Genomic DNA, 25,509 nt, shown 5'->3' on the forward strand with positions numbered 1-25,509 from the left:
CGGTCCCTCCCCGACGGGAAGAAGGAGAAGAACCAGCAAACCAAAACAAAATATTGGCACTGACATTCATCGACACACTGTTGAGTTCTCAAAGAACACGCACACACCACCACCACCCACACGAAGCGGGAGGATCCGGGGCAACCGTTCCAGCCTAACCACACCGCAACACCCGAGTCAAACACCAGGCACCACGTAGATCAGGAAGTTGGACTGTACGCTCAGCCTACACGACGTGCAGACGAACCTTTTCTGTCCGATCGGCCATGCGACTCCGTCCCACCTCGTTCGCCCAGCCCCGTAAGGCCTTCGGTCGGTGTCCGTGTCGCTCTGACTCGAAGAAAGTTACGCCTGTGGACCGCTCCATGCAAATCGGCAGGTGTTCCGCGGTCCACGCGGCGTCGGCCCAGGTCAACGCGTATGTCGGGGCCCGCGCCCGCTCACCCTGGAGCGACAGTCCGACTATGACGCCGCTCACATCGGTGGGGATGCCGCGCCGATCTCGTCCAGATCGGGCGCCGGGACGGGTTCGCCGACCTGCGTCCTCAACGGGAGGACGCCGGCCCACACTCCCCCGGCGGCGATGTCCCCCTCGTCGTCGTTCGGTCCGCCCGACCGTGCCTTCACCGACGCCTCGTACAGCGGCAGTGCCACCACGCGAGTCGCGGCCAGCTCCTTGCGAGTGTTGGCCCTGACCACATCGGTTCGGCCGGGGACCAGCTTGTTCACGATGAGATCGAGTGCGACGGCGCGCTCGCCCTCGTCGTCCACGACACGGGGTGTCCCCCGCACCACGGCACTCCGGTAGTTCATCGAGTGATGGAACGCGGAGCGCGCCAGCACCAGACCGTCCAGCACCGTGATGCTCACGCAGACGTCACCGGGAGCGCCCAGGGTCGTCGCGGCCACCGAGCCGTGGAGGTACAACGTCCCGTCGGCATCGGGACCGTCCAGGTCGTAGGCGAACGCAGTCGGGACGACGAGGGGACTTCCCTGCACCACCACTCCGAGGTGACAGAGCTGTGCGGCGTCGAGCACGTCCGTCAGAGCAGCGCGATCCGCCTGGGCGCGAGCTCGGTTGCGTCGCAACGTCGTTCGGGGTGTCGGAGAGAGAGCTGTCGCCGTCGACGAGGTGTCGGGCCGCCGGCCATGGGCATCGTGCATCGTCATGCGAATCAGTGTGCTGAACGAAGTGGTCCGCCGTCACGGTCCACTTCGATACTGTTCGGCTGGACCACTTCGACCAGCGGGAAGGCATCGACGTCATGGCCTCACACGCGCTACCACTTTCCGTGGACCGATCCTCGACGCGTCCACTCCCGTTGCAGATCGCCGACGCACTACGCACCGCCATCGTCGACGGACTTCTGGTCGCCGGCGATCGTCTCCCGTCGACCCGATCGCTGGCCGCAGAGCTGTCGGTCTCCCGCGGCGTCGCCGATCAGGCCTTCGACCAGCTCGCAGCAGAGGGATGGATCGAGGGCCGCGCCGGATCCGGGACATTCGTCTCCCCCGACCTGCGGTCCGTCACACCGACCACCGCCGCCGTATCCGACGCGCGTCCACGCGCAGAGGCGGACAGCGCTCCCCCCACGCTCGCGCTTCGACCGGGCATCCCCTGGACACCGCCCTCGGCGACCGCGGCATGGCGGCGGGCGTGGCGCATCGCCGGCACGGAGCCCGCTCCCCCCGGTTACCCCGATCCGGCGGGGCCCGTCCGTCTTCGCCGCAGCGTGTGTTCGCTGCTCGGCCGTGCGCGCGGAATGAGCGTCGATCCCGATCGCGTGGTCGTGACGACGGGTGCCACCCATGGGCTGACTCTGGCACTCGCGGCGATTCGCGCGGACCGTCCGGAACCGAGACCTGTTCTGGCGATGGAGGATCCGGGATATCGGACTGCGGCGTCGGCGGCGATCGCGATGGGCTGGGACCTGTACGACGTCCCCGTGGATGCCGGCGGCATGAGGGTCGACACGCTCGCGTCCACGCCCGAGACCACACGCGCCGTGTACGTGACACCGTCTCACCAGTACCCCACCGGCGGAACCCTCGACGTGGGACGTCGTGCCGCTCTCATCGCCCATGCGCAGAGCACCGACACCGTCGTCGTCGAGGACGACTACGACTCCGAGTACCGCTACGACGTCGCGCCGCTCCCCGCCTTGGCGCACCTTGATCCGCATCGCGTCGTCTACCTCGGCACCATCGCCAAGACCCTGGGCGCAGGCGTGCGACTCGGGTGGATGGTGCTGCCGTCGTACCTCGTCCGGCCGGTGCTCGACTACCGCCTGGCCACGGGCGACTTCCCGTCGACACCCCTGTGCTCGGCGATGACGTCACTGCTCGACGATGGCGAGTGGGATCGCACGGTGCGAGCGGCGCGGCGGCGCTACCGCGATCACGATGCAGCAGTACGGGATTCGCTGTCGCCGTTCGGTGAACTCCGTGGCCTGGGCGCGGGTATGCACACGACACTCGTCCTGTCGCCGGGACGAGCGGAGGCGGTCGCCCGCGGCGCAGCACACCGCGGAATCGAGGTACCGACCGTCGCGCTGTCCACTCGATCGCACACCGACGTGGGCGGGTTGGTGATCGGCTACGGCCGACTGACCGACACGGAGCTCCGAACGGCACTCACCGTTCTCATCGACGAACTCCGACGCCACCGCGACTGACGTGCAGCGGCGCGAGCGTCACTGCACGCGTTCGATGTCTCCGCCGAGATCCTGCAGCTGCTCGACGAACCGCGGGTAACCGCGGTCGATGTGATAGACGTCGTGCACCTCGGTGGTGCCGTCGGCCACGAGGCCGGCGAGCACCAGACCGGCGCCCGCGCGGATGTCCGAGGACCAGACCGGTGCACTCGACAGCCGCGACACTCCGCGGACCACCGCGTGGTGGCCGTCCGTTCGCGCGTCGGCACCGAGCCGGATCATCTCCTCGACGAAGCGGAACCGGGCCTCGAAGACGTTCTCGGTGATCATCGACGTGCCGTTGGCCACCGAGGCGAGGCCGATCGCCATGGGCTGCAGGTCCGTCGGGAACCCGGGGAACGGGAGCGTGGCGAAGTTGACGGCCACCGGTCGTTCCTCCTGCACGACGCGGAATCCGTCGGGGCGGAGGGTGACGGTGCTGCCGGCCGCCTTCAGCTTGTTGAGCACGAGGGTGAGGTGCTTGGGATTGACCCCCGACACCGTGACATCGCCACAGGTCATCGCCGCGGCGATGCCCCACGTCGCGGCCACGATGCGATCACCGATGACGCGGTGTTCGGTGGGCTTCAGGCTGGGGACACCGATGATGGTCAGCGTCGGAGTTCCGGCACCCTCGACGCGAGCACCCATCTTGTTCAGCATCGCGCACAGATCGGCGATGTCCGGCTCGCGGGCAGCGTTGTCGATCACGGTCTCGCCGTCGGCCAGCACCGCCGCCATCAGGATGTTCTCGGTCGCGCCCACGGACGGGAAGGCCAGCCGGATCGTCGCGCCGTGCAGCTTCTCCGCTGTCGCGACCACACACCCGTGCTCGATCTCGCTGTGCGCGCCGAGCAGGCGGAGACCCGACTGGTGCATGTCGAGCGGACGCGAGCCGATGGCGTCGCCGCCGGGCAGTGCCACCACGGCCTTGCGACACCGCGCGACCAGCGGTCCCAGGACGCACACCGACGCACGGAACTGGCGTACCGCCGCGAAGTCGGCGTGATACTTCGGCTCTGCGGGGGTGGTGATGCGCACGGCATCCCCCTCGAGTTCGACGTCGCACCCCAGCCCGCGGAGAACGTCGGCCATGAGGGGGACATCGAGAATGTCGGGGCAGTTGGTGAGGGTGGTCGTGCCCTCGGCGAGCAGCGCCGCGGCCATCAACTTCAGCACGCTGTTCTTCGCCCCACCGACCGACACGTCGCCGGAGAGACGACTACCGCCGGTGACCAGGAAACGTTCACTCACGACGTCAACAGTAGAGGCATCGGTCGTCGATCAGAGCATCGGCCGACTGCCAGTAGGGTTGATCCATGGCGGTTCACCTGACCTCGATCTACACCCGTACCGGCGACGACGGGACGACGGGTCTCAGCGACTTCTCCCGCGTCTCGAAGAACGACCCGAGGGTCGTGGCCTACGCGGAGTGCGACGAACTGAACGCTGCTCTGGGACTGGTGTTGGCGGTCGGATCACCGCCCGAGGGCGTGGCGACGGTGTTGCGCCGGATCCAGAACGATCTGTTCGATGCCGGAGCCGACCTGTCGACTCCCATCCAGGAGAACCCGAAGTACCCACCGCTGCGCGTCACGCCGGAGTACGTCACGCGGCTCGAGACGTGGTGCGACGAGTTCAACGACACTCTCGCGCCGCTGACCTCCTTCGTCCTTCCTGGCGGGACGGCTGCTTCCGCGTTTCTACACCAGGCGCGCACCGTCGCGCGACGGGCGGAGCGGGCAGCGTGGGCCGCTGTCGAGGCACATGCCGAGACGACGGGGCCGCTGCCGGCGACCTATCTCAACCGACTGTCGGATCTGCTGTTCATTCTCGGGCGGGTCACCAACCCGGACGGCGACGTCCTGTGGAAGCCGGGCGGCGAGCGTTCGCGCGACTGACCACGGGCCCGAGCGAGCGAGGTGTCAGGCCGGGCCGCTGCCCGGCATGTTGCGCTGCGACCGGTCGGACGGCCTCGACTCGAGCCACGACGTGAATGCAGTGAACGGGCCACGCTCCATGGCGATCTCGTAGCGGCGGTCCCCCGCGTCGAGTTCGACGATCGCGGTCTCGTCACTCATGATGTCGAACTCGGAGCTCTGCGGACTGCGCCGCTCGCCCTGGATCAGAGTCTGGCGGATCATGCGGCGGTCCGGACCCGGACGCAGACTCGACAGCTTGTAGAACACGAGCACGTTCTCGCCGTAGCGGACGATGCCGTGACGCCACCCACTTCCCGCCGCGGCGGGAAGACTGCGCAGGATCACGGCAGTGCCCCCGCGGCGGAGAAGCACCAACCGATACAGAAAAGCCGCGGCGAGCCCTCCGAGCAGCACGACCAGAACGACAAGCACTGTCATCCAGGACGTCATCTCTTCGGAACCCGCCGCGGCTTCTTCTCGTGTACCTAGGCCCGCTCGACCGCGCGGACACGCCCGCGTGCGATCGCGAGCGCCTCCTCGTCGTCGGAGCCCTCGGACAGCACGGACCGCGCAGCCTCGACGTCGATGTCCTCCGCGAACTCGGCGGACTCGGCGAGGATGGTGACGGTCCGGCCGGTGACCGACAGGAAACCACCGTGCACGGCGGCGACGCGCCGTTCACCGTCGCCCGTCGTGATGGCCACGGTGCCGCCCTCGATCAACTGACCGAGAACCGGCTCGTGTCCGGCCATGATGCCGATCTCGCCCTCGGTGGTCTGAGCGCTGACCAGCGTGGCCGTTCCCGACCACAGGCGTTCCTCGACTGCGACCAGTTCGACGTCCATCTCAGCCATCTCGGACTACTTTCCGGAGATCTTCTTGGCTGCGGCCTCGACGTCGTCGAGTCCACCGCAGCTGTTGAAGGCCTGCTCGGGAAGGTGGTCGTACTCGCCCTTGGTGACCTTGTCGAACGCCTCGATGGTGTCGGCCAGCGACACGACCGAACCCTCTTCACCGGTGAACTTCTCGGCGACGATGAAGTTCTGGCCGAGGAACTTCTCCAGACGACGGGCACGGGAGACCGTGACCTTGTCCTCCTCGGACAGCTCGTCCATACCGAGGATGGCGATGATGTCCTGCAGCTCCTTGTACTTCTGCAGGATGCGCTTGACCTCGTTGGCGACGCGGAAGTGCTCGTCTCCGACGATCGACGCCTCCAGGATGCGCGAGGTGGACGTCAGCGGATCGACAGCGGGGTAGATGCCCTTCTGCGAAATCGGACGCGACAGCTCGGTGGTGGCATCGAGGTGGGCGAAGGTCGTCGCCGGTGCGGGGTCGGTGTAGTCGTCGGCGGGCACGTAGATGGCCTGCAGAGACGTGATGGAACGACCACGCGTCGAGGTGATGCGCTCCTGGAGCTCACCCATCTCGTCGGCGAGGGTGGGCTGGTAGCCCACGGCGGACGGCATGCGGCCGAGGAGAGTGGATACCTCGGAGCCTGCCTGCGTGAACCGGAAGATGTTGTCGATGAAGAGCAACACGTCCTGGTTCTGCACGTCGCGGAAGTACTCGGCCATGGTGAGAGCCGAGAGGGCGACGCGCATACGCGTGCCCGGCGGCTCGTCCATCTGACCGAACACCAGGGCGGTGTCCTGCAGAACGCCCATCTCCTCCATCTCGAGGTGGAGGTCGGTGCCCTCACGCGTGCGCTCACCGACGCCGGCGAACACCGACGTGCCGGAGAACTCACGTGCGATACGGGTGATCATCTCCTGGATGAGCACGGTCTTGCCGACGCCTGCGCCGCCGAACAGACCGATCTTTCCGCCCTTGACGTACGGGGTCAGGAGGTCGATGACCTTGATGCCGGTCTCGAGGATCTCGGTCTTGCCCTCGAGCTGATCGAAGGCCGGGGGCTTGCGGTGGATGCCCCACTGCTCGCCGTCACGGCCGAGTCCGGGGCTGTCCAGGCAGTCGCCGAGGGCGTTGAACACGTGGCCCTTGACGACGTCACCGACGGGAACCGAGATCGGCTTGCCGGAGTCGACGACGGGGGTGCCGCGGACGAGGCCGTCGGTGGGCTGCATCGACACGGTGCGCACGAGGTTGTCGCCGAGGTGCTGGGCGACCTCGAGCGTCAGCGTCTTGGCGACGGCCTTCAGCTCGATCTCTGCGTTCAGCGCGTTGAACAGCGCGGGGATGGATCCACGGGGGAACTCGATGTCGACGACGGGACCGATGACGCGCACGACGCGCCCGTTCTCGGACGACTTGGCGCCGGAACCCGTGCTATCGGTTACTGCTGCGGTCATGTTCAGTCTCTTCCTGAGCTCGCGGCAAGCGCGTCGACGCCGCCGACGATCTCGCTGATTTCCTGGGTGATCTGAGCCTGGCGTGCCTGGTTGGCCTGGCGTGACAGGGCATTGACCAGATCGTTGGCATTGTCCGTGGCGGCCTTCATCGCGGTGCGACGAGCGGCCGACTCGGATGCCGCCGCGTCGAGCAGTGCGGCGTAGATGCGGGTGCTCACGTACTTCGGGAGCAGCGCGGACAACAGCGTGTCCGCCTCCGGCTCGAAGTCGTACTGCGCGGTGACCTCCTTCGACGACGGCGAGTCGCTGAGCATGTCTGCACCCAGCTCGATCTCCTCGTCGTCGTAGTCGATCTCCAGAGGAGCCATGCGGCGCACCGTCGGCTTGAGCGACAGCATCGACACGAAGGTGGTGTAGACGATGTGGAGTTCGTCCACACCCTCGACCGTGCCCTCGCCGTTCGGTGCCTCGATCTCCTCGCCGGACCCCGCCATGAACAGCTGGACGAGGTGCTTGGCGGCCTTCGCGGCATCGGTGTACGCCGGCTGCTGCGAGAAGCCCGTCCACGCGCCCTTGACGTCGCGATCACGGAACGTGTAGTACGTCAGGCCCTTTCGGCCCAGAACGTAGATGACCGGCTCCTTGCCCTCGGACTTGAGGAGCTGCTGGAGCTCCTCGGCCTCACGAAGGATGTTGGAGTTGTAGCCACCACACTGACCCGAGTCGCTGGTCACGACGAGCACGGCGGCCCGCTTGGGCTCCGAACGCTCGGTGAGCAGCGGATGGTCCAGCGAACCCGAGGCACTGGCCAACGCCGAGAGCACCTTGGTGATCTCGGTGGCGTACGGCTTCGACGCCTCGACGCGGGCCTGCGCCTTGGTGATGCGCGAGGTCGCGATCAGTTCCTGCGCCTTGGTGATCTTCTTGATCGAGTTGGTCGACCTGATCCGGGAGCGCAGCTCACGAATGCTGGGCATCTGTCACCTCACTCCCTGTTCGACGTGCCACGGGTCCGCTCATCACTTGCTGACAGTCTTGCGAGTGACGGTGACCTTCTCCTGGTCGACGTCGCCCTTGTCGAGCGCGTCGGCCTCTGCCTCGTTGACGATCCGCTCGCCCGAGGACGTCAGGAAGCCCTGCTTGAACTCGTCGGTCGCCTTCGTGATCGCGTCGGCGGCCTCGTCCTTGAGAACCTTGCCGCCGGCGATCGCCTCGTAGGCGCTCGACGCGTTGCGGTGCAGATCCTCGAGGAGCTCGCGGTTGAAGCGACGAACGTCCTCGACCGGGACCGTGTCGTAGTAGCCGGCGTCGACGAGGTAGATCGAGACGATCTGGTCCTCGACGGACACCGGGGTGTACTGGTCCTGCTTGAGCAGCTCGACCCAGCGGGCACCGCGCTCGAGCTGCGCCTTGGACGCGGCGTCGAGGTCGGACGCGAAGGCGGAGAACGCCTCCAGCTCGCGGAACTGAGCCATCTCCAGACGGAGCGAACCGGCAACCTTCTTCAGACCCTTGGTCTGCGCCGCGCCACCGACTCGGGACACCGAGGTACCGACGTTGATGGCGGGACGGACACCCTTGTTGAAGAGGTCCGACTCGAGGAAGACCTGGCCGTCGGTGATGGAGATGACGTTGGTCGGGATGAAGGCCGAGATGTCGTTGGCCTTGGTCTCGATCAGCGGCAGACCCGTCATCGAACCGCCACCGAGCTCGTCGGACAGCTTCGCGCACCGCTCGAGCAGACGGGAGTGCAGGTAGAAGACGTCACCGGGGTACGCCTCGCGGCCCGGCGGGCGACGCAGCAGCAGCGAGATGGTGCGGTACGCCTCGGCCTGCTTGGTCAGGTCGTCGAACACGATGAGGACGTGCTTGCCCTGGTACATCCAGTGCTGGCCGAGGGCCGAACCGGTGTACGGGGCGAGCCACTTGAAGCCGGCCGAGTCGGACGCGGGAGCGGCGACGATGGTCGTGTACTCCATGGCGCCGTGCTCGTCCAGAGCGGACTTGACGCCCGCGATGGTCGAACCCTTCTGGCCGATGGCGACGTAGATGCAGCGCACCTGCTTGTCGGCGTCGCCGGTCTCCCAGTTGGCCTTCTGGTTGATGATGGCGTCGACGCAGACGGCGGTCTTGCCCGTCTTGCGGTCGCCGATGATCAGCTGACGCTGGCCGCGGCCGATAGCCGTCAGGGCGTCGATGGCGGTGATGCCGGTCGCGAGGGGCTCCTCGACGGGCTGGCGCTCGAGCACCGATGCCGCCTGGAGCTCCAGGACACGCTGTTCGTTCGACTCGATGTCACCGAGACCGTCGATGGGCTTGCCCAGCGGGTCGATGACGCGTCCGAGGAAGTTGTCGCCGACGGGGACCGAGAGGACCTCGCCGGTGCGCTTGACTTCCTGGCCTTCCTCGATGTGCTCGTAGTCACCGAGGATGACGGCACCGATCTCACGGTCGTCGAGGTTCAGTGCCACGCCGAGGATGCCGCCGGGGAACTCCAGCAGCTCGTTCGACATCGCGGACGGGAGGCCCGTCACGTGAGCGATTCCATCGCTCGTGTCGGACACCAGACCGACCTCTTCACGAGAGGACTCCGGTGCGTAGTTCGCTGTGTAGCTCTCGATCGCGCTACGGATCTCGTCGGAGGAGATCGTCAACTCCGCCATGTTTTCCTGCTCTCACTGTCTGGTGTTTCGTGGCCGGACCGGCTGTGCGGTCGACGTCCGAAACGCGGGGTGGGGCTTGTTACCGAACTGGGCTTGCTACAGAACTCGGGTGCTGCGATGCGTACCGCTCACCGGAGCGACTTCCTCAGGGAGGCGAGACGACCCGCACCACTGCCGTCGATGACCTCGTCGCCGACACGGACGACCAGTCCGCTCAGCAGTTCCCGGTCCACCTCCACGTGGACGGTCACGGACTTGCCGTAGATACCTTCCAGCCTGGACGTGAGCCGAGAGATCTGATCGTCGCTCAGCTCGGTGCTGCTGCGGACGTGAGCGACCTCCTTGTCACGACGAGTGGCCGCGAGTGCGGACAGTTCGCCGAACACGGATGCCGGTGCAGCACCCTTCAGTCGACCGACGGCCTGGATCGCCAGGGCCTCGGTGATCGCGGTGACCTTGCCGTAGAGCAACGTCGACAGGAGCGATCCCGACGCCTCGGCGGGCTTGCTTCGATCGGACAGCGCCTGCTCGAGGGCAGGATCGCCGGCGATGATGCGGCCGAGACGGAACAGCTCGTCCTCCACGGTGCCCAACTGATCCTGGTCCTGCGCCGCGCGCAGAAGTGCCTCACGGCCCAGGAGTACGAGCGAGTCGGTGAGGTCACGGGCCGACGACCAGTTCTGTGCGACGGCGGCCTGCAGTGCGGCGGTGGCCGCTGCACCGATCTTGCCGTCGAACAGGCGGCCCGCGAGCGCGCGTCGCGCATCCGGAGCAGCCGACGCGTCCGCGAGTGCGGCGCGCAGTGGACGCTGTCCGTCGAGCACCGACACGACCCCGAAGAGGTCGGATCCGGCGCCGGCGGCAGCCGACGTCGCATCCGACGCCGCATCGAGCTCGGCCGTCAGGACGGTGCGGGCCTCGGCGAGGGCTTCACGACTCGCTGCGTACATGGTGCTCACTTCCCGCTAGCGGAATCTGCGCCGACAGAATCGAGTTCGTCGAGGAAACGATCGATCGTGCCGGCACGCTTGACGTCGTCGGACAGCTGCTCGCCGATGACCTTCTCGGCCAGCTCGACAGCCGTACGACCCAGATCGGCACGCAGTTCGGTGACGATCTGCTGACGCTGAGCCGCGAGCTGCTGGTGACCGGAGGCCACGATGCGGTCGCTCTCCGCCTGTGCACTGGTCTTCATCTCCGCGAGGATCTGCTGACCCTGGGTGCGTGCGTCTTCACGGATCTTGGCGGCTTCCTGGCGTGCGTCGGCCAACTGGGCGCGGTACTGCTCGAGCGCCTCCTTGGCTTCGGCCTGTGCCTCTTCGGCGCGCTTGATCCCGCCTTCGATCTGCTCGGACCGGTCGGAGAGCACCTTCTGGAAACGAGGAAGAACGTACTTCCAGAAGAAGAACCCGATGACGGCGATGCAGATCGCAGACCAGACGATGTCGTAGGTGGCGGGAAGGAGAGGATTGACGTCCTCTCCTCCTTCCGCTGCTGCGAGGACTGCGATTGGCGTCGTCATGGCGATGTCAGGCGAAGACGAAGCCGGCGACGAGGCCGATCAGCGCGAGGGCCTCGGTGAACGCGATGCCGAGGAACATGTTGGTGCGGATCTGGCCGGCGAGCTCGGGCTGACGCGCGATGCCCTCGATGGCCTTACCGACCACGATGCCCACACCGATGCCGGGGCCGATGGCCGCGAGGCCGTAGCCGATGGCTCCGTAGCCGCTGCCGGTGATTTCCTGGGCTTCCTGCGCGAGGTAGCTGAGGCTCATTGTGATTCGTTCCCTTTCTGTTGCCCACGACCGGACGGCAGCGGGTCAGGTTCTGTCAGGTGGCTGGTGGTTCGGATGGTCAGTGCGAGTCTGCGTGCAGGGCGAGGTCGATGTAGACCGCCGTCAGCAGCGCGAACACGTAGGCCTGCAGGAAGATGACGAGCATCTCGAACAGAGTGAAGCCGAAGCCGGCCACGAGAGAGAAGATGCCGAACACCTTCATGCCCGCAGCGGCCTCGAAGAAGAAGAACTGCGTCGCGCTGAAGAACAGCACCAGCATGATGTGGCCGGCGAGCATGTTGGCCATGAGTCGCACGGTCAGCGTGAACGGCCGCAGGATGAAGGTCGAGATGAACTCGATGGGGATCAGCAGCACGTGCATCGCGATCGGCACACCCGGAACCACGATGCTGCTCTTCACGTACTTGAAGAACCCGTACTTCTTGATGCCGACGTAGTTGAAGACGATGTACGCGAGGGCCGCCAACACGATCGGCATGCCCACTCGGGCATTCGACGAGATGTTGATGAACGGGATGATGCCCGACACGTTCAGGAACAGAACGGCGAAGAAGATCGTGGCGATGACGGGCAGGAAACGCTTGCCCTGCTCCTTGCCGAGAACTTCGTTCGCGATCTGGTCCTTGACGAAGCCGAGAGCGATCTCGCCGATGTTCTGGATGCCGCGAGGCACGATCTTCGGGCTGCGCATCGCCAGTGCGAAGAAGGCGATCAGCACGACGGTCATCAGGATGCGGACGAGCATCAACCGGTCGAGCTCGAACGGGGTGCCCTCGAACAGGATGGCCGGTGGGAAAAAGTCGGACAGTGACGGCGGATGGAACTCCGCGGCCAAGTTGGTGACGCTCAGCGGTCTCTCCCGTGTTCGGCCGCAGGCGAAGGACACCCACGGTTCGATCGGACGTATGGCATTCGGGCACGATCGAGCTAGGACGATCTACAAGTCGACTCGGGTCGGCTCGAGTAGTCGTCAGCCGCGTCGGACCGTGCTCACGGTCCCGCGTCTGTCGGGTGTCGGCGACTTCGTCGACTCGGTGACGCGACGTCTCGAAACGGACGCTTCGTCGCGGTACACACTCTCACATGGCGTGGACTACGAGAAACAGCTTCGGTGACGTCGATCACCTGCAAAGACGGTTCCGGGCGGCGCGATGTGTCCGTTACGCCCGGTAAGCCCTCGCTCGAAAGGAACTTTATCAACACAACACGCTGAGTTGTGTCGGGGGTCGCTCCGCGGACGACACTACTACAAAATGTCGTACTACTGAACGTCCGAGTCGGGGTCGCCCGCGGGGGAATCGACGTACGGAACACGCTGCCGGAAGATGCCGTACATCTCGGCACCCAGGACGATGACCAGGGACGCGAGCACCACGATGCCCAGTGTCGGGCGGTTGTAGAAGTCCATCCCCCGCAGCAGTCCCAGCACGATCACCGCGATCAGCATCTTCACGATCCACCCGCCCAGCAGGACGGCCCCGACCGCGGTCGGCGGCAACTTGGCCGAGAACAGGACGGATGCGGCGGTGGCGAGGATGAACAGACCACCGACCGCGGACCCGAGCAGCGCGCCCCACAGACCCTCGAGGCCGGCGACGAGCACCGCGATGATCGCGGCGACCACGGCGAGGCCGAGCAGGGCGATGACGCCGTACCGGACGGCGGCGCGGAGCGGTGCGGTGGAGGACGGGATCGGTGCGGGCGAGAAGGTCACGACACGCAGGTTACCGGCGGCCCGGATCCCGGAACGACGGCACCGCGGTGACCACCAGGGCGAAGACGAGTCCGCCGGCGAGCAGCAGCACCACGAGGCGGCGATCGAACAGGGACGCGCCGACCGCCCCGAACGCGAGCACACCGACCCACAAGTAGATGAGCAGCACCACGCGGCGATGCGAGTGACCGATCTGGAGCAGACGGTGATGCAGGTGCATCTTGTCCGGGCTGAAGGGGCTGCGGCCTGCACGCGTGCGACGCACGATCGCGAGCAGCAGGTCGAGGATCGGGATGAACATGATCGCGCCCACCAGCAGCAACGGGGTCAGCAGACCCAGGAGGTCCCGCGTGCCGTAGGCACTGAGCCCGATACGTCCGGACGCACTGGTCGCGACGGTGGCGAGCATGAGGCCGATGACCATGGAACCCGAGTCGCCCATGAAGATGCGCGCCGGCTGGAAGTTGTGCGGCAGGAACCCCAGGCACGCACCGGCGAGGGCCGCGGCGATCATCGCGGGCGGGTAGGCGCTGACGTCACCGCCCTGCTCGTGCAGCAGTCCGACGGAGAACAGACAGATGGCCACCGCGGCGATCAGGCCGACGCCCGCGGCGAGGCCGTCGAGACCGTCGATGAAGTTCATCGCGTTGATCATGACCACGGCGATGAGCACGGTGACGAGACCCGCCTGCAGCTGGTCCAGGATCAGCGTCGACCCCTCGCCCCACGGCAGATACAGCAGGTACCAGCTGACGCCCATCAGCACCAGGACACCGGCCGCGGTGACCTGACCGGCGAACTTGGTCAGCGCGTCCAGGCCCCACCGGTCGTCGACCACACCCACGGCCATGATGATGAACCCGGAGACCAGGGCCGCCTGAACGTCCGTGGTGAACTCGAACCCTCGGGTGAGGGCCGGCAGCTTCTGCGCGAAGAGCAGCGCGACGAGCAGCCCCAGGTAGATACCGATACCCCCGAGCCGGGGCGTCGGGGTGACGTGGACGTCGCGCTCACGCGGTACGGCCACCGCGCCGAAACGCAGAGCGCCGAGCCGGACGGCTCCGGTGACCAGGAACGTCACCACCGCTGCCGTGAGCATGACGAGAAGAAGCTCGCGGATGGGGACACCGGCGCCCCCGTCCGACTGGGCCAGGAGCGCACTCGCGTGCGTGGGCACGGCCGTCACCACGGTGACTCCCGCGGCGGAGCCGAGTGCGGCATTCGTCAGGCGCTTCCGGCGACGAGCGACTCGGCGGTCACGCCGAGGACCTCGGCGATCTCGCTCGTCGAGACCGCGCCGACGCGGAGAATGCGCGGGGTGTCCCCCGTCAGGTCGACGATCGTCGACGCGAGCGCGTGCTCGGCCGGACCGCCGTCGAGATACACGGCCGCGGACCCGCCGAGCTGTACGCGGGCGTCCTCCGCCGTGACGGCGGGCGGGCGGCCGGAGATGTTCGCACTCGAGACGGCCAGGGGGCCCACCTCGCGCAGCAGTTCGAGAGCCACCGGATGCAGCGGCATGCGGAGCATGACGGTGCCGCGGGCGTCGCCGAGGTCCCACGCGAGCGACGGCGCCTGGTGCACGACGAGACTCAGGGCTCCGGGCCAGAACGCGCGGATGAGATCGCGCGCCGCCTGCCGCACTCCCAGCACGAGGCCGTCGATCGTGTGCCAGGACCCGACGAGCACCGGCACCGGCATGTCGCGGCCGCGCCCCTTTGCGCGGAGCAGATCCGTGACGGCGCTGCTGTCGAAGGCGTCCGCGGCCAGCCCGTACACGGTGTCGGTGGGCATCACGACCAGTCGGCCGGACGACAGCGCACGCTTGGCGGCATCGAGACCTGCCGCGCGAGAGGCGGAATCGGAGCAGTCGTAGACGGTGGACACCCGGCCCATCTTGCCACTGCGTGCACGGCACGCCTGCGCAGCGGTGGCGCGATCTCGCGTCCTAGGTGATCCGGCGCTGCCGACGAGCGACGACGAAGCGTGGGCGGTCCGCGAGATCCCGATGCTGGGACACGTCTCCGAACACCGCTCGCCCCTCCAGGAGGGCGACCACCCGGTCTCCGTGGGAGTCGTCGTGCTCGATGCCCACTCCCCCGTCGATCCGCAACCACCGCGCGATGTTCGCGATCATCGGCTCGATGACGGACAGCCCGTCCGGGCCACCGAACAGCGCGACGTGCGGATCGTGGTCGATCACCTCGGGATCGAGCCGCGCACTCGTCGGCACGTAGGGCGGGTTCGCCACGACCAGGTCGACGGTGCCGTCGAGCTCCGTGAGCACCGTCCTCTCGGTCACGTCACCGTGATGCAGATGCACGGGAGTGTCGCCGTCCGACGCCCGCAGGTCGGCGTTGCGCCGCGCCCACGCCAACGCGTGCGGATCCTTCTCCACCGCGTGCACCACGGCGTCCGGGCGAGCGTGGGCGATCGCGAGGGCGAGTGCGCCGCTTCCGGTGCACAGGTCGAGGACGACGGGCGGATGCCGCCCGGCGGACTCGAGGAACGCGAGTGCCCAGGCGAGCAACAGTTCCGTCTCCGGGCGGGGGACGAACACCCCGGGGCCCACCTCGACGTCGATCTCCCCCAGTGACGACGTTCCGATGATGTGCTGCAACGGAATTCGCTTCGCACGCTGCGCGACGGTCGCACGGTAGGCCTCGGCGACCTCGGGCTCCACCAACGGGGTCAGGCCGAGCCGCCCGCGGGGAACCGACAGCAGATGCGCGGCGAGCAACTCGGCGTCGACCCGCGGGCTGGGGACGCCGGCCTCGGTCAGGACGCGGGTTGCCTCGACGATGGCCAGACGTAGCGGGACGCGACTCACCGACACAGCTTCGCACTGCCGGTCGGCCCGGCGATCACGCGGAGGTCATTCCGCCTGGAGCCGCGCCTGTCGGTCGGCCGCGGCGAGCGCGTCGAGGAGCGCGTCCATGTCACCGTCGAGAACGGCGTCCAGGTTGTGCGACTTGAAGCCGATGCGGTGGTCGGTGATGCGGTTCTCAGGGAAGTTGTACGTGCGGATGCGCTCGGACCGATCGACGGTGCGCACCTGGCTCGCACGCCCGGCCGCCGCCTCCTTGTCGGCCGCTTCCTCGGCCGCCGCCTGCAGCCGCGAGGCGAGCACCTGCATCGCCCTCGCCTTGTTCTGCAGCTGGGAGCGTTCGTTCTGACAGGTGACGACGATGCCCGTGGGCAGATGCGTGATGCGCACCGCGGAGTCCGTGGTGTTGACGCCCTGGCCACCCTTGCCGGACGAGCGGTAGACGTCGATGCGCAGATCGGTCTCGTCGATCTGGACGGCTTCGACCTCGTCCTGCTCCGGGTAGATCAGGACGCCGGCCGCCGACGTGTGCACTCGTCCCTGCGATTCGGTGACGGGAACACGCTGCACCCGATGCACGCCGCCCTCGAACTTGAACCGCGACCACACACCGTCGGCGGTGTCGGTGCGCGCCTTGATGGACAGCGTCGCGTCCTTGTACCCACCCAGATCGGAGACGTTCGCGTCGAGGATCTCGACCCGCCAGCCGTGGCGCTCGGCGTACCGGACGTACATCCGAGCGAGATCGGACGCGAACAGGGCGGACTCCTCGCCGCCCTCACCCGACTTGACCTCCAGCACGACGTCGTCGGCGTCGTGAGGATCACGGGGCGCGAGCAGGTCGGTGAGGGTGGTGTCGAGCTCGGCCACGGTCGCCTCGAGCGCCGGGATCTCGGCGGCGAAACTCGCGTCGTCGGCAGCGAGCTCGCGGGCCGCCTCGAGATCGTCGCGCGCGGCACTGAGCTTGGAGTACACACTCATGATCGGGGCCAGCTGCGCGAACCGCTTACCGGCGCGGCGAGCCGCGGCCGGATCGTCGTGCAGCGAGGGATCGGACAGGTCGCGCTCGAGTCCGGCGTGCTCGGCGAGGATGTCGTCGATCGCGGACGGTGTCGCGGAGGCGGCCACGGTGTTCTCCCTGTCGAACCGAAGAATGTCAACGAACAATGGTGCAGAAACGACCGACGCCCGCCCCGAGACGAATCTCGGAACGGGCGTCGGCGGAAGAGCTAGCTGTCGGCGTCGGCCTTCTTGCCTGCGCGCTTGCCGTAGCGAGCCTCGAAGCGAGCCACGCGGCCGCCGGTGTCGAGGATCTTCTGCTTGCCCGTGTAGAACGGGTGGCACTGCGAGCAGACCTCGACGTTGATGCGCTCCGCCGAGTTGGTGCTGCGGGTCTCGAAAGTATGTCCGCAACCACACACGACTGTCGTCGCTGTGTAATCGGGGTGGATTCCTGCCTTCATGGTGTCCCTTTCATGGTCGCCGGGTCGCCTCGACTGTCGAGTGCGTGAACCGGAACCGGACTCGGCCGATCAGTATGCCAGAGCAGCTGTCCGCGCTGGTAATCGTCTCAACATCGGTGCCGAAACGTTTGTTCCGTCGATCCTCGGGGGTCAGTCCTCCGGCGAACCGGGCGCCGTCTTGGAGACCGACATGAGGAACTCGATGTTGTTCTTGCTCTTCTTCAGTCGGTCGATCAGCAGATCGATCGCCTGGTGCGAGTCGAGCCCGGAGAGCACCCGACGCAGCTTGTGCAGCACGGCCGCCTCGTCGGGACTGAGCAGGAGCTCGTCCTTGCGGGTGCCCGACGGATTGACGTCCACCGCCGGGAACACGCGCCGCTCGGCGATCTTGCGATCGAGCTTGAGCTCGGCGTTGCCCGTGCCCTTGAACTCCTCGAAGATCACCGTGTCACCTGTCGAGCCGGTCTCCACCATCGCCGTGGCGATGATGGTGAGCGATCCACCGTTCTCGATGTTGCGCGCGGCGCCGAGGAAGCGCTTGGGCGGGTAGAGCGCCGTGGAGTCGACACCACCGGACAGGATGCGACCCGAGGCCGGCGAGCTGTTGTTGTACGCACGGCCCAGACGCGTGATCGAGTCGAGCAGCACCACCACGTCGCGGCCGTCCTCGACCAGACGCTTGGCGCGCTCGATCGCCAGCTCGGCGACCGAGGTGTGGTCGCCCGGCGGGCGATCGAAGGTGGAGGCGATGACCTCACCCTTCACGCTGCGCTGCATGTCGGTCACTTCTTCTGGACGCTCGTCCACGAGCACGACCATCAGGTAGCACTCGGGGTTGTTCGTCGCGATGGCGTTCGCGATCGCCTGCAACACGCTGGTCTTACCCGCCTTGGGCGGGCTCACGATGAGCGCACGCTGTCCCTTGCCGATCGGCATGACCAGATCGATCACGCGCGTCGTCAGGATGTTCTGCGTGGTCTCGAGGCGCAGCCGCTGATTCGGGTACAGCGGCGTCAGCTTGTTGAACTCCGGCCGCTTGCGGTTGCCGTCCGGCGGCGCACCGTTGACCGTGTCGAGACGGACCAGCGGGTTGAACTTCTGCCGGGAGTTGTTCTGCTCCCCCTCGCGGGCCACTCGCACGGCACCGGTCAGTGCGTCACCGCGACGGAGGCCGTTGCGGCGCACCATGTTCATGGAGACGTACACGTCGTTCGGTCCCGCGAGGTATCCCGAGGTCCGGACGAACGCGTAGTTGTCGAGCACGTCGAGGATGCCGGCGACGGGCTGCACGACGTCGTCGTCGCGCAGTTCGGGCTCGCGCTCACGATCACGCTGGTTGCCGCCGCCCTCGGGAGCACCGTCCCGATCGCGCCCACGGCGACGCTCGCGGAAACGACGTCCCCGCCTGCCGCGGCCCTCGCCGTCCTCGTCGTCGCGGGGACCGTTGTCACGAGGCCCGTTGTTGCGGTCACCCTGGTTGCGGTCGCCCTGGTTGCGATCGTTGCGGTCGCCCTGGTTGCGATCGCCCTGGTTGCGATCGTTGCGGTCACCCTGGTTGCGATCGTTCCGGTCGCCCTGGTTGCGATCGTTCCGGTCGCCCTGATTGCGGTCGTTCCGGTCGCCCTGATTGCGATCGCCCTGGTTGCGATCGTTGCGGTCGCCCTGGTTGCGGTCGCCCTGGTTGCGGCCCTGGCGCTCGCGGCGCGGCCGGTCCCCGTTCTGACGATCACCGTCGCCCTGGTCGCGGTCGTCGCCACCGTCGGTGCGGGTGGTCTCGGCCGGAGCTGTCGTGGTGGACGCTGCCGCGTCGGTCGACTGGTGCGCGCGGCCGTCCTGCGTCGGCGCAGCGTCGTTCTGCGACTCGGCGGCGGTGTCGGTCGACTCCGCGGCGCCGGCACGGCGGGTCGCTCCGCGACGGTTTCGCGTGCGACGCGGGCCGTCGGGGTTCGCGCCGTCGGACGCTGCACCGTCGGAACCCGAGGTGTCGGCGCTGGGGGTACCGGCGTCGGAGCTGGAGGCGCCGGCGCTCGCACCGTCGGCTCCGGAATCCCGGGGGGCCACGGCGTCGGACACACCGGCGGACGGTGCGTCCGACGTGGCGGCGGGCGCGGACCGGCTCACGCGGGGTGCGCGCGACGGTGCCTCGGTGGCAGCCGCGGACGCGGGCACCTGCTTGGCCTCGATCGCGGACACGAGGTCGCCCTTACGCATCCCGGAGACACCTTTGATGCCGAGTTCGGACGCGAGTCCGCGCAGCTCGGTGAGCACCATCCCGGAGAGTCCGGCACCGCGGCGCGACGTGCGCGGGCGCGTGTCGGACTGGGTCGCCGGAGCAGCGATAGATTCCGTATCGGTCACGGAGGTCCTTTCCTTCCCTCGCGCGCCTGGTGCGCAGATCGAGGGTTCGTTCCGCCGTTCGACTCTCGTGTCGAACTCGGATGCCGCGTACGTTCGCGTCGTGCAGAAGAGCGAAGGCTGTTCCAGGATGCGACTTCCCTGGCGGCCGTGGCGCGCCGATCGACGACGGCGGCACCGCTGGAGCTCGAGGCCGGGAAGTAATGCCCTGGAGAAATCGGCGCGCTGACTGCGCACGATGTACGGACGCGTACCACAATAGCCGTGATGCGAGGTACGGGCAAGAATGTCCGCGTCAGCGCGTCGTGACGCCGTCCGCGATGTCCAGCTCCAGCACCGTCATCCCGTCGTCCCCGGCGCGGTCGGCCAACTCGCGCGCGATGCTCGCCGTTCCGAGCACGAGCACGGTGGGTCCGGCGCCCGAGACCGTCGCGGCGTGCCCGTGTGCGCGCAGGGTCTCGACCCATCGCGACGTCACCGGCAGGGCGGAGGCCCGGTAGGGCTGGTGCAGGCGATCCTCGGTGGACACCATCAACAGATCGGGTCGCGTCGTCAGGGCCACGACCGCGAGCGCGGATCGGCTCGCGTTGAACGCGGCGTCGCGGTGCGGAACGAGGTCGGGCAACAGTCCGCGCGTGTGCGCCGTGGACGACCGTTCGGTCGGGATGAGCACCGTCGCACCGATGTCCGGGTGCACGTCGAGACGGGCGGCCGCATAGGCCCGCGGCCCCTCCGGCGGGCCGGACTCGCGGCTCCAGGACACCACGGCGCCGCCGAGCACGCTGGCCGACGCGTTGTCCGGATGACCCTCGAACTCGGCGGCCAGCTGCACCATCTGCTCGGGCGACAACGCGAGAGCCGGATCCAGGGACGCCGCGAGGCAGTTGGCCGCGGCGAGCCCACCGACCACTGCCGACGCCGACGAGCCGAGGCCGCGAGAGTGAGGAATCCTGTTGTGGCAGCGTACTTTCAAGCCGTCCGCCCACACGCCGGCCGACTCGAGACCACGCTCGATCGCTCGCACGACGAGATGCGACGGACCCCACGGAACCTCGCGCGCACCCTCACCGTCGACCTCGATGTCGAGCCCGGACTCCGCCACGGTGACGACGACGTCGTCGAACAGACCCAGGGCGAGCCCCAGTGTGTCGAACCCTGGTCCGAGGTTGGCACTGGAGGCAGGCACGCGGGCGTGCGCCACCGTCCCGGTGGTGAGTGTCCTCGTCACGTCGGCCGGCCCGGCCACTATGCCGACTCGGGAGCAGCCGGGTTCACCGACGACCCTGGTGCCACAGTCGATCCCGCGATCGAGATCCCGATCATTCGGACGTTCCCTCGAGTCGGAGAACGCTGGTGACGGCGGTGACGATGTCGAGTTCCTTCAGCGCGTCCACGGTGGCCGCCAGAGCCGAGTCCTTGGCGCGGTGCGTGACGACGACCAGACGGGCATGCTTGCTCGCGCCCTCCTGGCGCACCGTGGAGATGCTGACGTCGTTCTTGGCGAACTCGGCCGCGACGGCGGAGAGCACTCCGGCGCGATCCGCGACCTGCATGTTGACGTGGTACCGCGTGGGGGTGTCCCCCATGGGCGCGACGGGGAGCTTGGCGTACGTCGACTCCCCGGGTCCACGGCCGCCGTAGAACTTGTTGCGCGCCGCCATCACCAGGTCGCCCATGACGGCGGACGCGGTGGGAGCGCCGCCCGCACCCTGGCCGTAGAACATGAGCCGTCCCGCGGCCTCGGCTTCGACCACGACGGCGTTGAAGGCACCCGACACCGAGGCGAGCGGGTGCGACAGCGGTACGAGCGACGGGTAGACGCGGACGGAGATGCGGTCGTTGCCGTCGTCGTCACTCACACGCTCGCACAGCGCGAGAAGCTTGACGGTGCAGTCGAACGCACGCGCGGTGGCGATGTCCGCCGCGGTGATCGAGGAGATCCCTTCGCGGTGTACGTCGGCCGAGGTGACCCGGGTGTGGAACGCGAGTGAGGCCAGGATGGCGGCCTTCGCCGCAGCATCGAAGCCCTCGACGTCGGCCGTCGGATCCGCCTCCGCGTATCCCAGCCGTCCCGCCTCCGCGAGCGTGTCCGCGTAGTCCGCACCCGTCTCGTCCATGGCCGAGAGGATGAAGTTCGTCGTGCCGTTGACGATGCCGATGACACGGTTCACCCGGTCACCGGCGAGAGACTGCATCAGCGGCCGGACCACCGGAATGGCCCCTGCCACAGCGGCTTCGAAGTACAGGTCGGCGCGGTGGCTCTCGGCGGCGTCGGCCAACTCACCGGTGTACTCGGCGAGGAGTGCCTTGTTGGCCGTGACGACCGACTTGCCGGCGTTGAGCGCGGCGAGGATCAGTTCGCGGGCCGGCTCGATGCCGCCGAGCACCTCGACCACCAGGTCGACATCGTCGCGCGCGACGAGTGCGCGCACGTCGGTGGTCAGCAGGTCGGGGTCGATGCCGCGGTCCTTGCCGATGTCGCGCACCGCGACTCCCCGAAGCACGAGCGGCGCACCGACGCGGGCGGTGAGATCGGTGGCGTGATCGAGCAGGATGCGTACGACCTCGCTGCCGACGTTCCCCATACCGAGGACGGCGACGCCGATCGGCTTGTCCACGGGACTGACGAAGGCCGCGGCCTCCGACGACACTGACGATTCTGGAGCGGTCACCGGTCTACCTCCAAGCTGAGCAGGTCGTCGAACGTTTCGCGGCGGAGTACCAGCCGCGCTTGCCCGTCCCGCACGGCGACGACGGCCGGACGGGGCAGAAGGTTGTACCGGGACGACATCGAGTAGCAGTACGCACCCGTCGCGCCCACGGTGAACAGGTCACCGGGACCGAGATCCTCGGGCTGCCACGTGTCGCGGATGACGATATCGCCACTCTCGCAGTGCTTTCCGACGATCCGGGCCAGAACGGCCGGAGCCTCCGACGTACGCGACGCGAGGCGGCCGACGTACTCGGCCTGATAGAGCGAGGTCCGGATGTTGTCGCTCATGCCCCCGTCGACGCTGATGTAGCGGCGCGTGTGGGTGCTGTCGACGGTGACGTCCTTGACGGTGCCCACCTCGTACAGCGTCACGGTGCCGGGTCCCGCGATCGCACGTCCGGGCTCCACTGCCAGTGTCGGAGTAGGGATCCCGGCGGCCGCCGACTCGGACTCGACGATGTGGGCGAGCTTGGCGGCCAGATCCTGCACGGGGGGCGGGTTGTCCCCCGGCACGTAGTGGATGCCCATGCCGCCGCCGAGATCGACCACGGTGATCTGCGAGGTCTTCTCGGTGCCGAACTCGGCCTTGATGTCGCGCAGCAACCCGATCACGCGGTGAGCCGCGAGCTCGAACCCGTCGACCTCGAAGATCTGGGATCCGATGTGCGAGTGCAGGCCGACGAGGCGCAGATTGTCGGTCTCGAACACCCGACTGACGGCCCGGAGCGCGCTGCCGTCGGACAGGCTGAAGCCGAACTTCTGGTCCTCGTGGGCGGTGGCGATGAACTCGTGCGTGTGTGCCTCGACCCCGACGGTGATGCGGATCAGGACGTCCTGCACCGTTCCCGCCGCGGCAGCGACCTCGTCGAGCCGGTCGATCTCGATCATCGAATCCAGCACGACGTGCTCGACACCGGCGCGCACTCCCGCCTCCAGTTCGGCCCGTGACTTGTTGTTGCCGTGCATCGCGATCCGGTTCGCCGGGAAGCCCGCGTTCAGTGCGATCGCCAGCTCGCCGCCCGAGCACACGTCGAGGGACAGACCCTCGTCCGCGACCCAGCGAGCGATCTCCCCACACAGGAAGGCCTTGGACGCGTAGTGCACCCGCTCGGGGGCACCGAACGCCTCCGCCATCTCGCGGCAGCGCGACCGGAAATCGTCCTCGTCGATGACGAACAGCGGCGTGCCGTACGTGGCGGCGAGTTCCGTCACCGGAACACCGGCCAGCGTCACGACGCCGTCGTCACCACGAGCTGCGTTGCGGGGGAACACCTTCGGATGAAGGTCCGTGAGTGCCGCGCTGTCCGCCGGACGCTCCGGGGTGCCGGGGCCCGACTGCTCGGCGTGCCGCGGCCCGGCGGGATGCGCGCTCACATCTTCTCCGGTGCGCTGACACCGAGCATGGCCAGGCCATTGGCCAGGACCTGCCGGGTGGCGTCGCCCAGGGCGAGCCGCGCTGTGTGGACGGGCATCGGATCCTCGTCTCCTCGGGGAAGTACTCGACACGCTCCGTAGAACCGGTGATAGGCACCCGCCAACTCCTCGAGGTACCGGGCGATCCGGTGGGGTTCGCGCAGCCCCGCCGCACTGGCGACGACGCGGGGGAACTCCCCGACGGTACGGACGAGGTCACCTTCCGCGGCATGGGTCAGCAGCGCGAAGTCGGGATCCGCGGCGGAGACGCCCAGCTCCTCGGCACCGCGGGCGAGAGAACACAACCGGGCGTGGGCGTACTGCACGTAGTACACCGGGTTGTCGTTGCTCCGGCTCGCCCACAGCGCGAGATCGATGTCGATCGACGAGTCGACCGACGACCGCACCATCACGTACCGCGCGGCGTCGATCCCGATGGCCTCCACGAGGTCGTCGAGAGAGATCACCGTGCCCGCACGCTTGCTCATCTTCACGGCGACACCGTCGCGGACGAGGTTGACCATCTGACCGATGAGCACCTCGACGGTCGCCGGATCGTCGCCGAAGGCTGCGGCAGCGGCCTTGAGCCGACCGATGTAGCCGTGGTGGTCCGCGCCGAGCATGTAGATGCACAGGTCGAATCCGCGAGATCGCTTGTCCTGGAAGTACGCGATGTCGCCGGCGATGTACGCGGCGTTGCCGTCGCTCTTGACCACGACGCGATCCTTGTCGTCGCCGTACTCGGTGCTGCGGAGCCACCAGGCCCCGTCCTTCTCGTACAGGTTGCCCGAGGATTTCAGCGTCTCCACAGCGCGCTCGACCGCGCCGGACTCGAAGAGCGAGTTCTCGTGGAAGTACACGTCGAAGTCGGTGCCGAACTCGTGCAGGTCCGACTTGATCTTCGTGAACATCGCGTCGACGCCGAGGGCTCGGAACACCTCCTGCCGCTCGTCGTCGGGCAGACCCATCACGTCCGGTCGCTGCGTGACGACGGCCGCGGCGATCTCGGCGATGTACTCGCCCGCGTAGCCGTCCTCTGGTGCGGGCAGACCCAGCGCCGAGGCGACCAGCGAGCGTGCGAACCGATCGATCTGCGCGCCGTGATCGTTGAAGTAGTACTCGCGGGTGACCGCGGCACCCCGCGAGGTGAGGATGCGCCCCAGGGCGTCGCCCACCGCGGCCCAACGGGCGCCGCCCAGGTGCACGGGACCCGTGGGGTTCGCCGATACGAACTCCAGGTTGATCGAGGTCCCGGTGAGCTCGTCGGACCAGCCGTAGCGATCGTTCTCGCGCTGCACGCGCTCCACGATGGCGCCCTGAGCGGACTTCGCGAGCCGGATGTTGAGGAATCCGGGACCGGCCACGTCGACGGCCTCGACAGCGTCGGCACCGGCCAGAGCGTCCGCGAGCCAGGTCGCCAGGTCGCGGGGGCTGACGCCCGCCTTCTTGGCCACCTGCATCGCGACGTTGGTCGCGTAGTCGCCGTGCTCGGGATTGCGCGGGCGGTCCACCGTCACCGTCGCGGGCAACACGGCAGGATCGAGTCCGTGCTCGGTGAGCACGGCCGCTGCGGTGGCATGCAGCAGTTCGGCGAGGTCGGCGGGAGTCACGGGGCCTTATCCTATGGTCTCGCTGCAC

24 protein-coding genes are annotated in these 25,509 nt (G+C 67.8%); 2 read left to right on the plus strand and 22 right to left on the minus strand.

The window, feature by feature from the left end; translation table 11 throughout:
- Positions 1 to 474 precede the first annotated feature (474 nt).
- Positions 475 to 1,170 carry a pyridoxamine 5'-phosphate oxidase family protein gene (locus tag HQ306_RS16270; protein WP_261770148.1) on the minus strand — a complete coding sequence of 232 codons (696 nt, stop codon included), beginning with the start codon at positions 1,168 to 1,170 and terminating at the stop codon, positions 475 to 477.
- Between the two features lie 95 nt (positions 1,171 to 1,265).
- On the opposite strand from HQ306_RS16270, the gene HQ306_RS16275 reads away from it, so the two are divergent.
- Positions 1,266 to 2,675 carry a PLP-dependent aminotransferase family protein gene (locus HQ306_RS16275; protein WP_222632717.1) on the plus strand — a complete coding sequence of 470 codons (1,410 nt, stop codon included), beginning with the start codon at positions 1,266 to 1,268 and terminating at the stop codon, positions 2,673 to 2,675.
- 18 nt (positions 2,676 to 2,693) lie between these two features.
- On the opposite strand, the gene murA is transcribed toward HQ306_RS16275, so the two are convergent.
- Positions 2,694 to 3,947 carry a UDP-N-acetylglucosamine 1-carboxyvinyltransferase gene (gene murA, locus HQ306_RS16280; RefSeq protein WP_027507211.1) on the minus strand — a complete coding sequence of 418 codons (1,254 nt, stop codon included), beginning with the start codon at positions 3,945 to 3,947 and terminating at the stop codon, positions 2,694 to 2,696.
- A gap of 65 nt (positions 3,948 to 4,012) precedes the next feature.
- Between murA and HQ306_RS16285 the strand changes: the two genes are divergently transcribed.
- Entirely contained in the window at positions 4,013 to 4,594 is a 582-nt protein-coding gene (locus HQ306_RS16285) for a cob(I)yrinic acid a,c-diamide adenosyltransferase (protein WP_222632719.1), read from the plus strand.
- A 24-nt stretch (positions 4,595 to 4,618) separates the two neighbouring features.
- On the opposite strand, the gene HQ306_RS16290 is transcribed toward HQ306_RS16285, so the two are convergent.
- The 20 genes from HQ306_RS16290 to argS all read right to left on the minus strand — a co-directional run bounded on the left by HQ306_RS16290 (position 4,619) and on the right by argS (position 25,481).
- Positions 4,619 to 5,053 (minus strand): DUF2550 domain-containing protein, encoded by a 435-nt coding sequence (locus HQ306_RS16290; RefSeq protein WP_231476479.1) that lies wholly within the window; start codon positions 5,051 to 5,053, stop codon positions 4,619 to 4,621.
- A 47-nt stretch (positions 5,054 to 5,100) separates the two neighbouring features.
- The gene (locus tag HQ306_RS16295; protein WP_027507214.1) at positions 5,101 to 5,469 is read right to left on the minus strand and encodes a F0F1 ATP synthase subunit epsilon; all 369 of its coding nucleotides are present in this window, start codon (positions 5,467 to 5,469) and stop codon (positions 5,101 to 5,103) included.
- A gap of 6 nt (positions 5,470 to 5,475) precedes the next feature.
- Positions 5,476 to 6,927, minus strand: a complete 1,452-nt coding sequence (gene atpD, locus HQ306_RS16300) for a F0F1 ATP synthase subunit beta (protein ID WP_027507215.1) — start codon at positions 6,925 to 6,927, stop codon at positions 5,476 to 5,478.
- A gap of 2 nt (positions 6,928 to 6,929) precedes the next feature.
- Positions 6,930 to 7,904 (minus strand): F0F1 ATP synthase subunit gamma, encoded by a 975-nt coding sequence (locus HQ306_RS16305; protein ID WP_222632721.1) that lies wholly within the window; start codon positions 7,902 to 7,904, stop codon positions 6,930 to 6,932.
- Between the two features lie 42 nt (positions 7,905 to 7,946).
- A complete protein-coding gene (gene atpA / locus HQ306_RS16310) occupies positions 7,947 to 9,590 on the minus strand; it encodes a F0F1 ATP synthase subunit alpha (protein ID WP_027507217.1) in 1,644 nt (547 codons plus the stop codon).
- 128 nt (positions 9,591 to 9,718) lie between these two features.
- The gene (locus tag HQ306_RS16315) at positions 9,719 to 10,549 is read right to left on the minus strand and encodes a F0F1 ATP synthase subunit delta (protein ID WP_200933823.1); all 831 of its coding nucleotides are present in this window, start codon (positions 10,547 to 10,549) and stop codon (positions 9,719 to 9,721) included.
- Positions 10,546 to 11,112: a F0F1 ATP synthase subunit B gene (locus tag HQ306_RS16320; RefSeq protein ID WP_204868634.1), complete on the minus strand. Its 567-nt coding sequence runs from the start codon at positions 11,110 to 11,112 to the stop codon at positions 10,546 to 10,548. Before HQ306_RS16320 ends, HQ306_RS16315 begins: the two co-directional genes overlap by 4 nt.
- Before the next feature lie 7 nt (positions 11,113 to 11,119).
- The gene (locus HQ306_RS16325) at positions 11,120 to 11,365 is read right to left on the minus strand and encodes an ATP synthase F0 subunit C (protein ID WP_204868635.1); all 246 of its coding nucleotides are present in this window, start codon (positions 11,363 to 11,365) and stop codon (positions 11,120 to 11,122) included.
- Positions 11,366 to 11,444: 79 nt separating this feature from the next.
- Positions 11,445 to 12,170: a F0F1 ATP synthase subunit A gene (gene atpB, locus HQ306_RS16330; protein WP_374197686.1), complete on the minus strand. Its 726-nt coding sequence runs from the start codon at positions 12,168 to 12,170 to the stop codon at positions 11,445 to 11,447.
- Positions 12,171 to 12,647: 477 nt separating this feature from the next.
- Positions 12,648 to 13,109, minus strand: a complete 462-nt coding sequence (locus HQ306_RS16335; protein WP_197027871.1) for a hypothetical protein — start codon at positions 13,107 to 13,109, stop codon at positions 12,648 to 12,650.
- Between the two features lies 1 nt (position 13,110).
- Positions 13,111 to 14,199, minus strand: coding sequence for a glycosyltransferase family 4 protein (locus tag HQ306_RS16340; RefSeq protein ID WP_081821490.1), 1,089 nt, complete (start codon positions 14,197 to 14,199; stop codon positions 13,111 to 13,113).
- 125 nt (positions 14,200 to 14,324) lie between these two features.
- A complete protein-coding gene (locus tag HQ306_RS16345; RefSeq protein ID WP_027507224.1) occupies positions 14,325 to 14,987 on the minus strand; it encodes an L-threonylcarbamoyladenylate synthase in 663 nt (220 codons plus the stop codon).
- Between the two features lie 61 nt (positions 14,988 to 15,048).
- Positions 15,049 to 15,930: a peptide chain release factor N(5)-glutamine methyltransferase gene (prmC, locus tag HQ306_RS16350; RefSeq protein WP_056448594.1), complete on the minus strand. Its 882-nt coding sequence runs from the start codon at positions 15,928 to 15,930 to the stop codon at positions 15,049 to 15,051.
- Between the two features lie 45 nt (positions 15,931 to 15,975).
- A complete protein-coding gene (prfA, locus tag HQ306_RS16355) occupies positions 15,976 to 17,055 on the minus strand; it encodes a peptide chain release factor 1 (protein ID WP_204868638.1) in 1,080 nt (359 codons plus the stop codon).
- Between the two features lie 101 nt (positions 17,056 to 17,156).
- Positions 17,157 to 17,390 carry a 50S ribosomal protein L31 gene (rpmE, locus tag HQ306_RS16360; protein ID WP_027507227.1) on the minus strand — a complete coding sequence of 78 codons (234 nt, stop codon included), beginning with the start codon at positions 17,388 to 17,390 and terminating at the stop codon, positions 17,157 to 17,159.
- A 150-nt stretch (positions 17,391 to 17,540) separates the two neighbouring features.
- Positions 17,541 to 19,748 (minus strand): transcription termination factor Rho, encoded by a 2,208-nt coding sequence (gene rho / locus HQ306_RS16365; protein ID WP_308115440.1) that lies wholly within the window; start codon positions 19,746 to 19,748, stop codon positions 17,541 to 17,543.
- Between the two features lie 292 nt (positions 19,749 to 20,040).
- Positions 20,041 to 20,973, minus strand: coding sequence for a homoserine kinase (gene thrB, locus HQ306_RS16370; RefSeq protein WP_222632725.1), 933 nt, complete (start codon positions 20,971 to 20,973; stop codon positions 20,041 to 20,043).
- 91 nt (positions 20,974 to 21,064) lie between these two features.
- Positions 21,065 to 22,417, minus strand: coding sequence for a homoserine dehydrogenase (locus HQ306_RS16375; RefSeq protein WP_155957165.1), 1,353 nt, complete (start codon positions 22,415 to 22,417; stop codon positions 21,065 to 21,067).
- A complete protein-coding gene (gene lysA, locus HQ306_RS16380) occupies positions 22,414 to 23,832 on the minus strand; it encodes a diaminopimelate decarboxylase (RefSeq protein ID WP_056448484.1) in 1,419 nt (472 codons plus the stop codon). Before lysA ends, HQ306_RS16375 begins: the two co-directional genes overlap by 4 nt.
- Positions 23,829 to 25,481, minus strand: a complete 1,653-nt coding sequence (gene argS, locus HQ306_RS16385) for an arginine--tRNA ligase (protein WP_027507232.1) — start codon at positions 25,479 to 25,481, stop codon at positions 23,829 to 23,831. Before argS ends, lysA begins: the two co-directional genes overlap by 4 nt.
- Positions 25,482 to 25,509: the final 28 nt, after the last annotated feature.

Origin of the sequence: Rhodococcus sp. BP-160 (genome assembly GCF_019836205.1) — a bacterium.
Classification (GTDB): Bacteria; Actinomycetota; Actinomycetes; order Mycobacteriales; family Mycobacteriaceae; genus Rhodococcoides.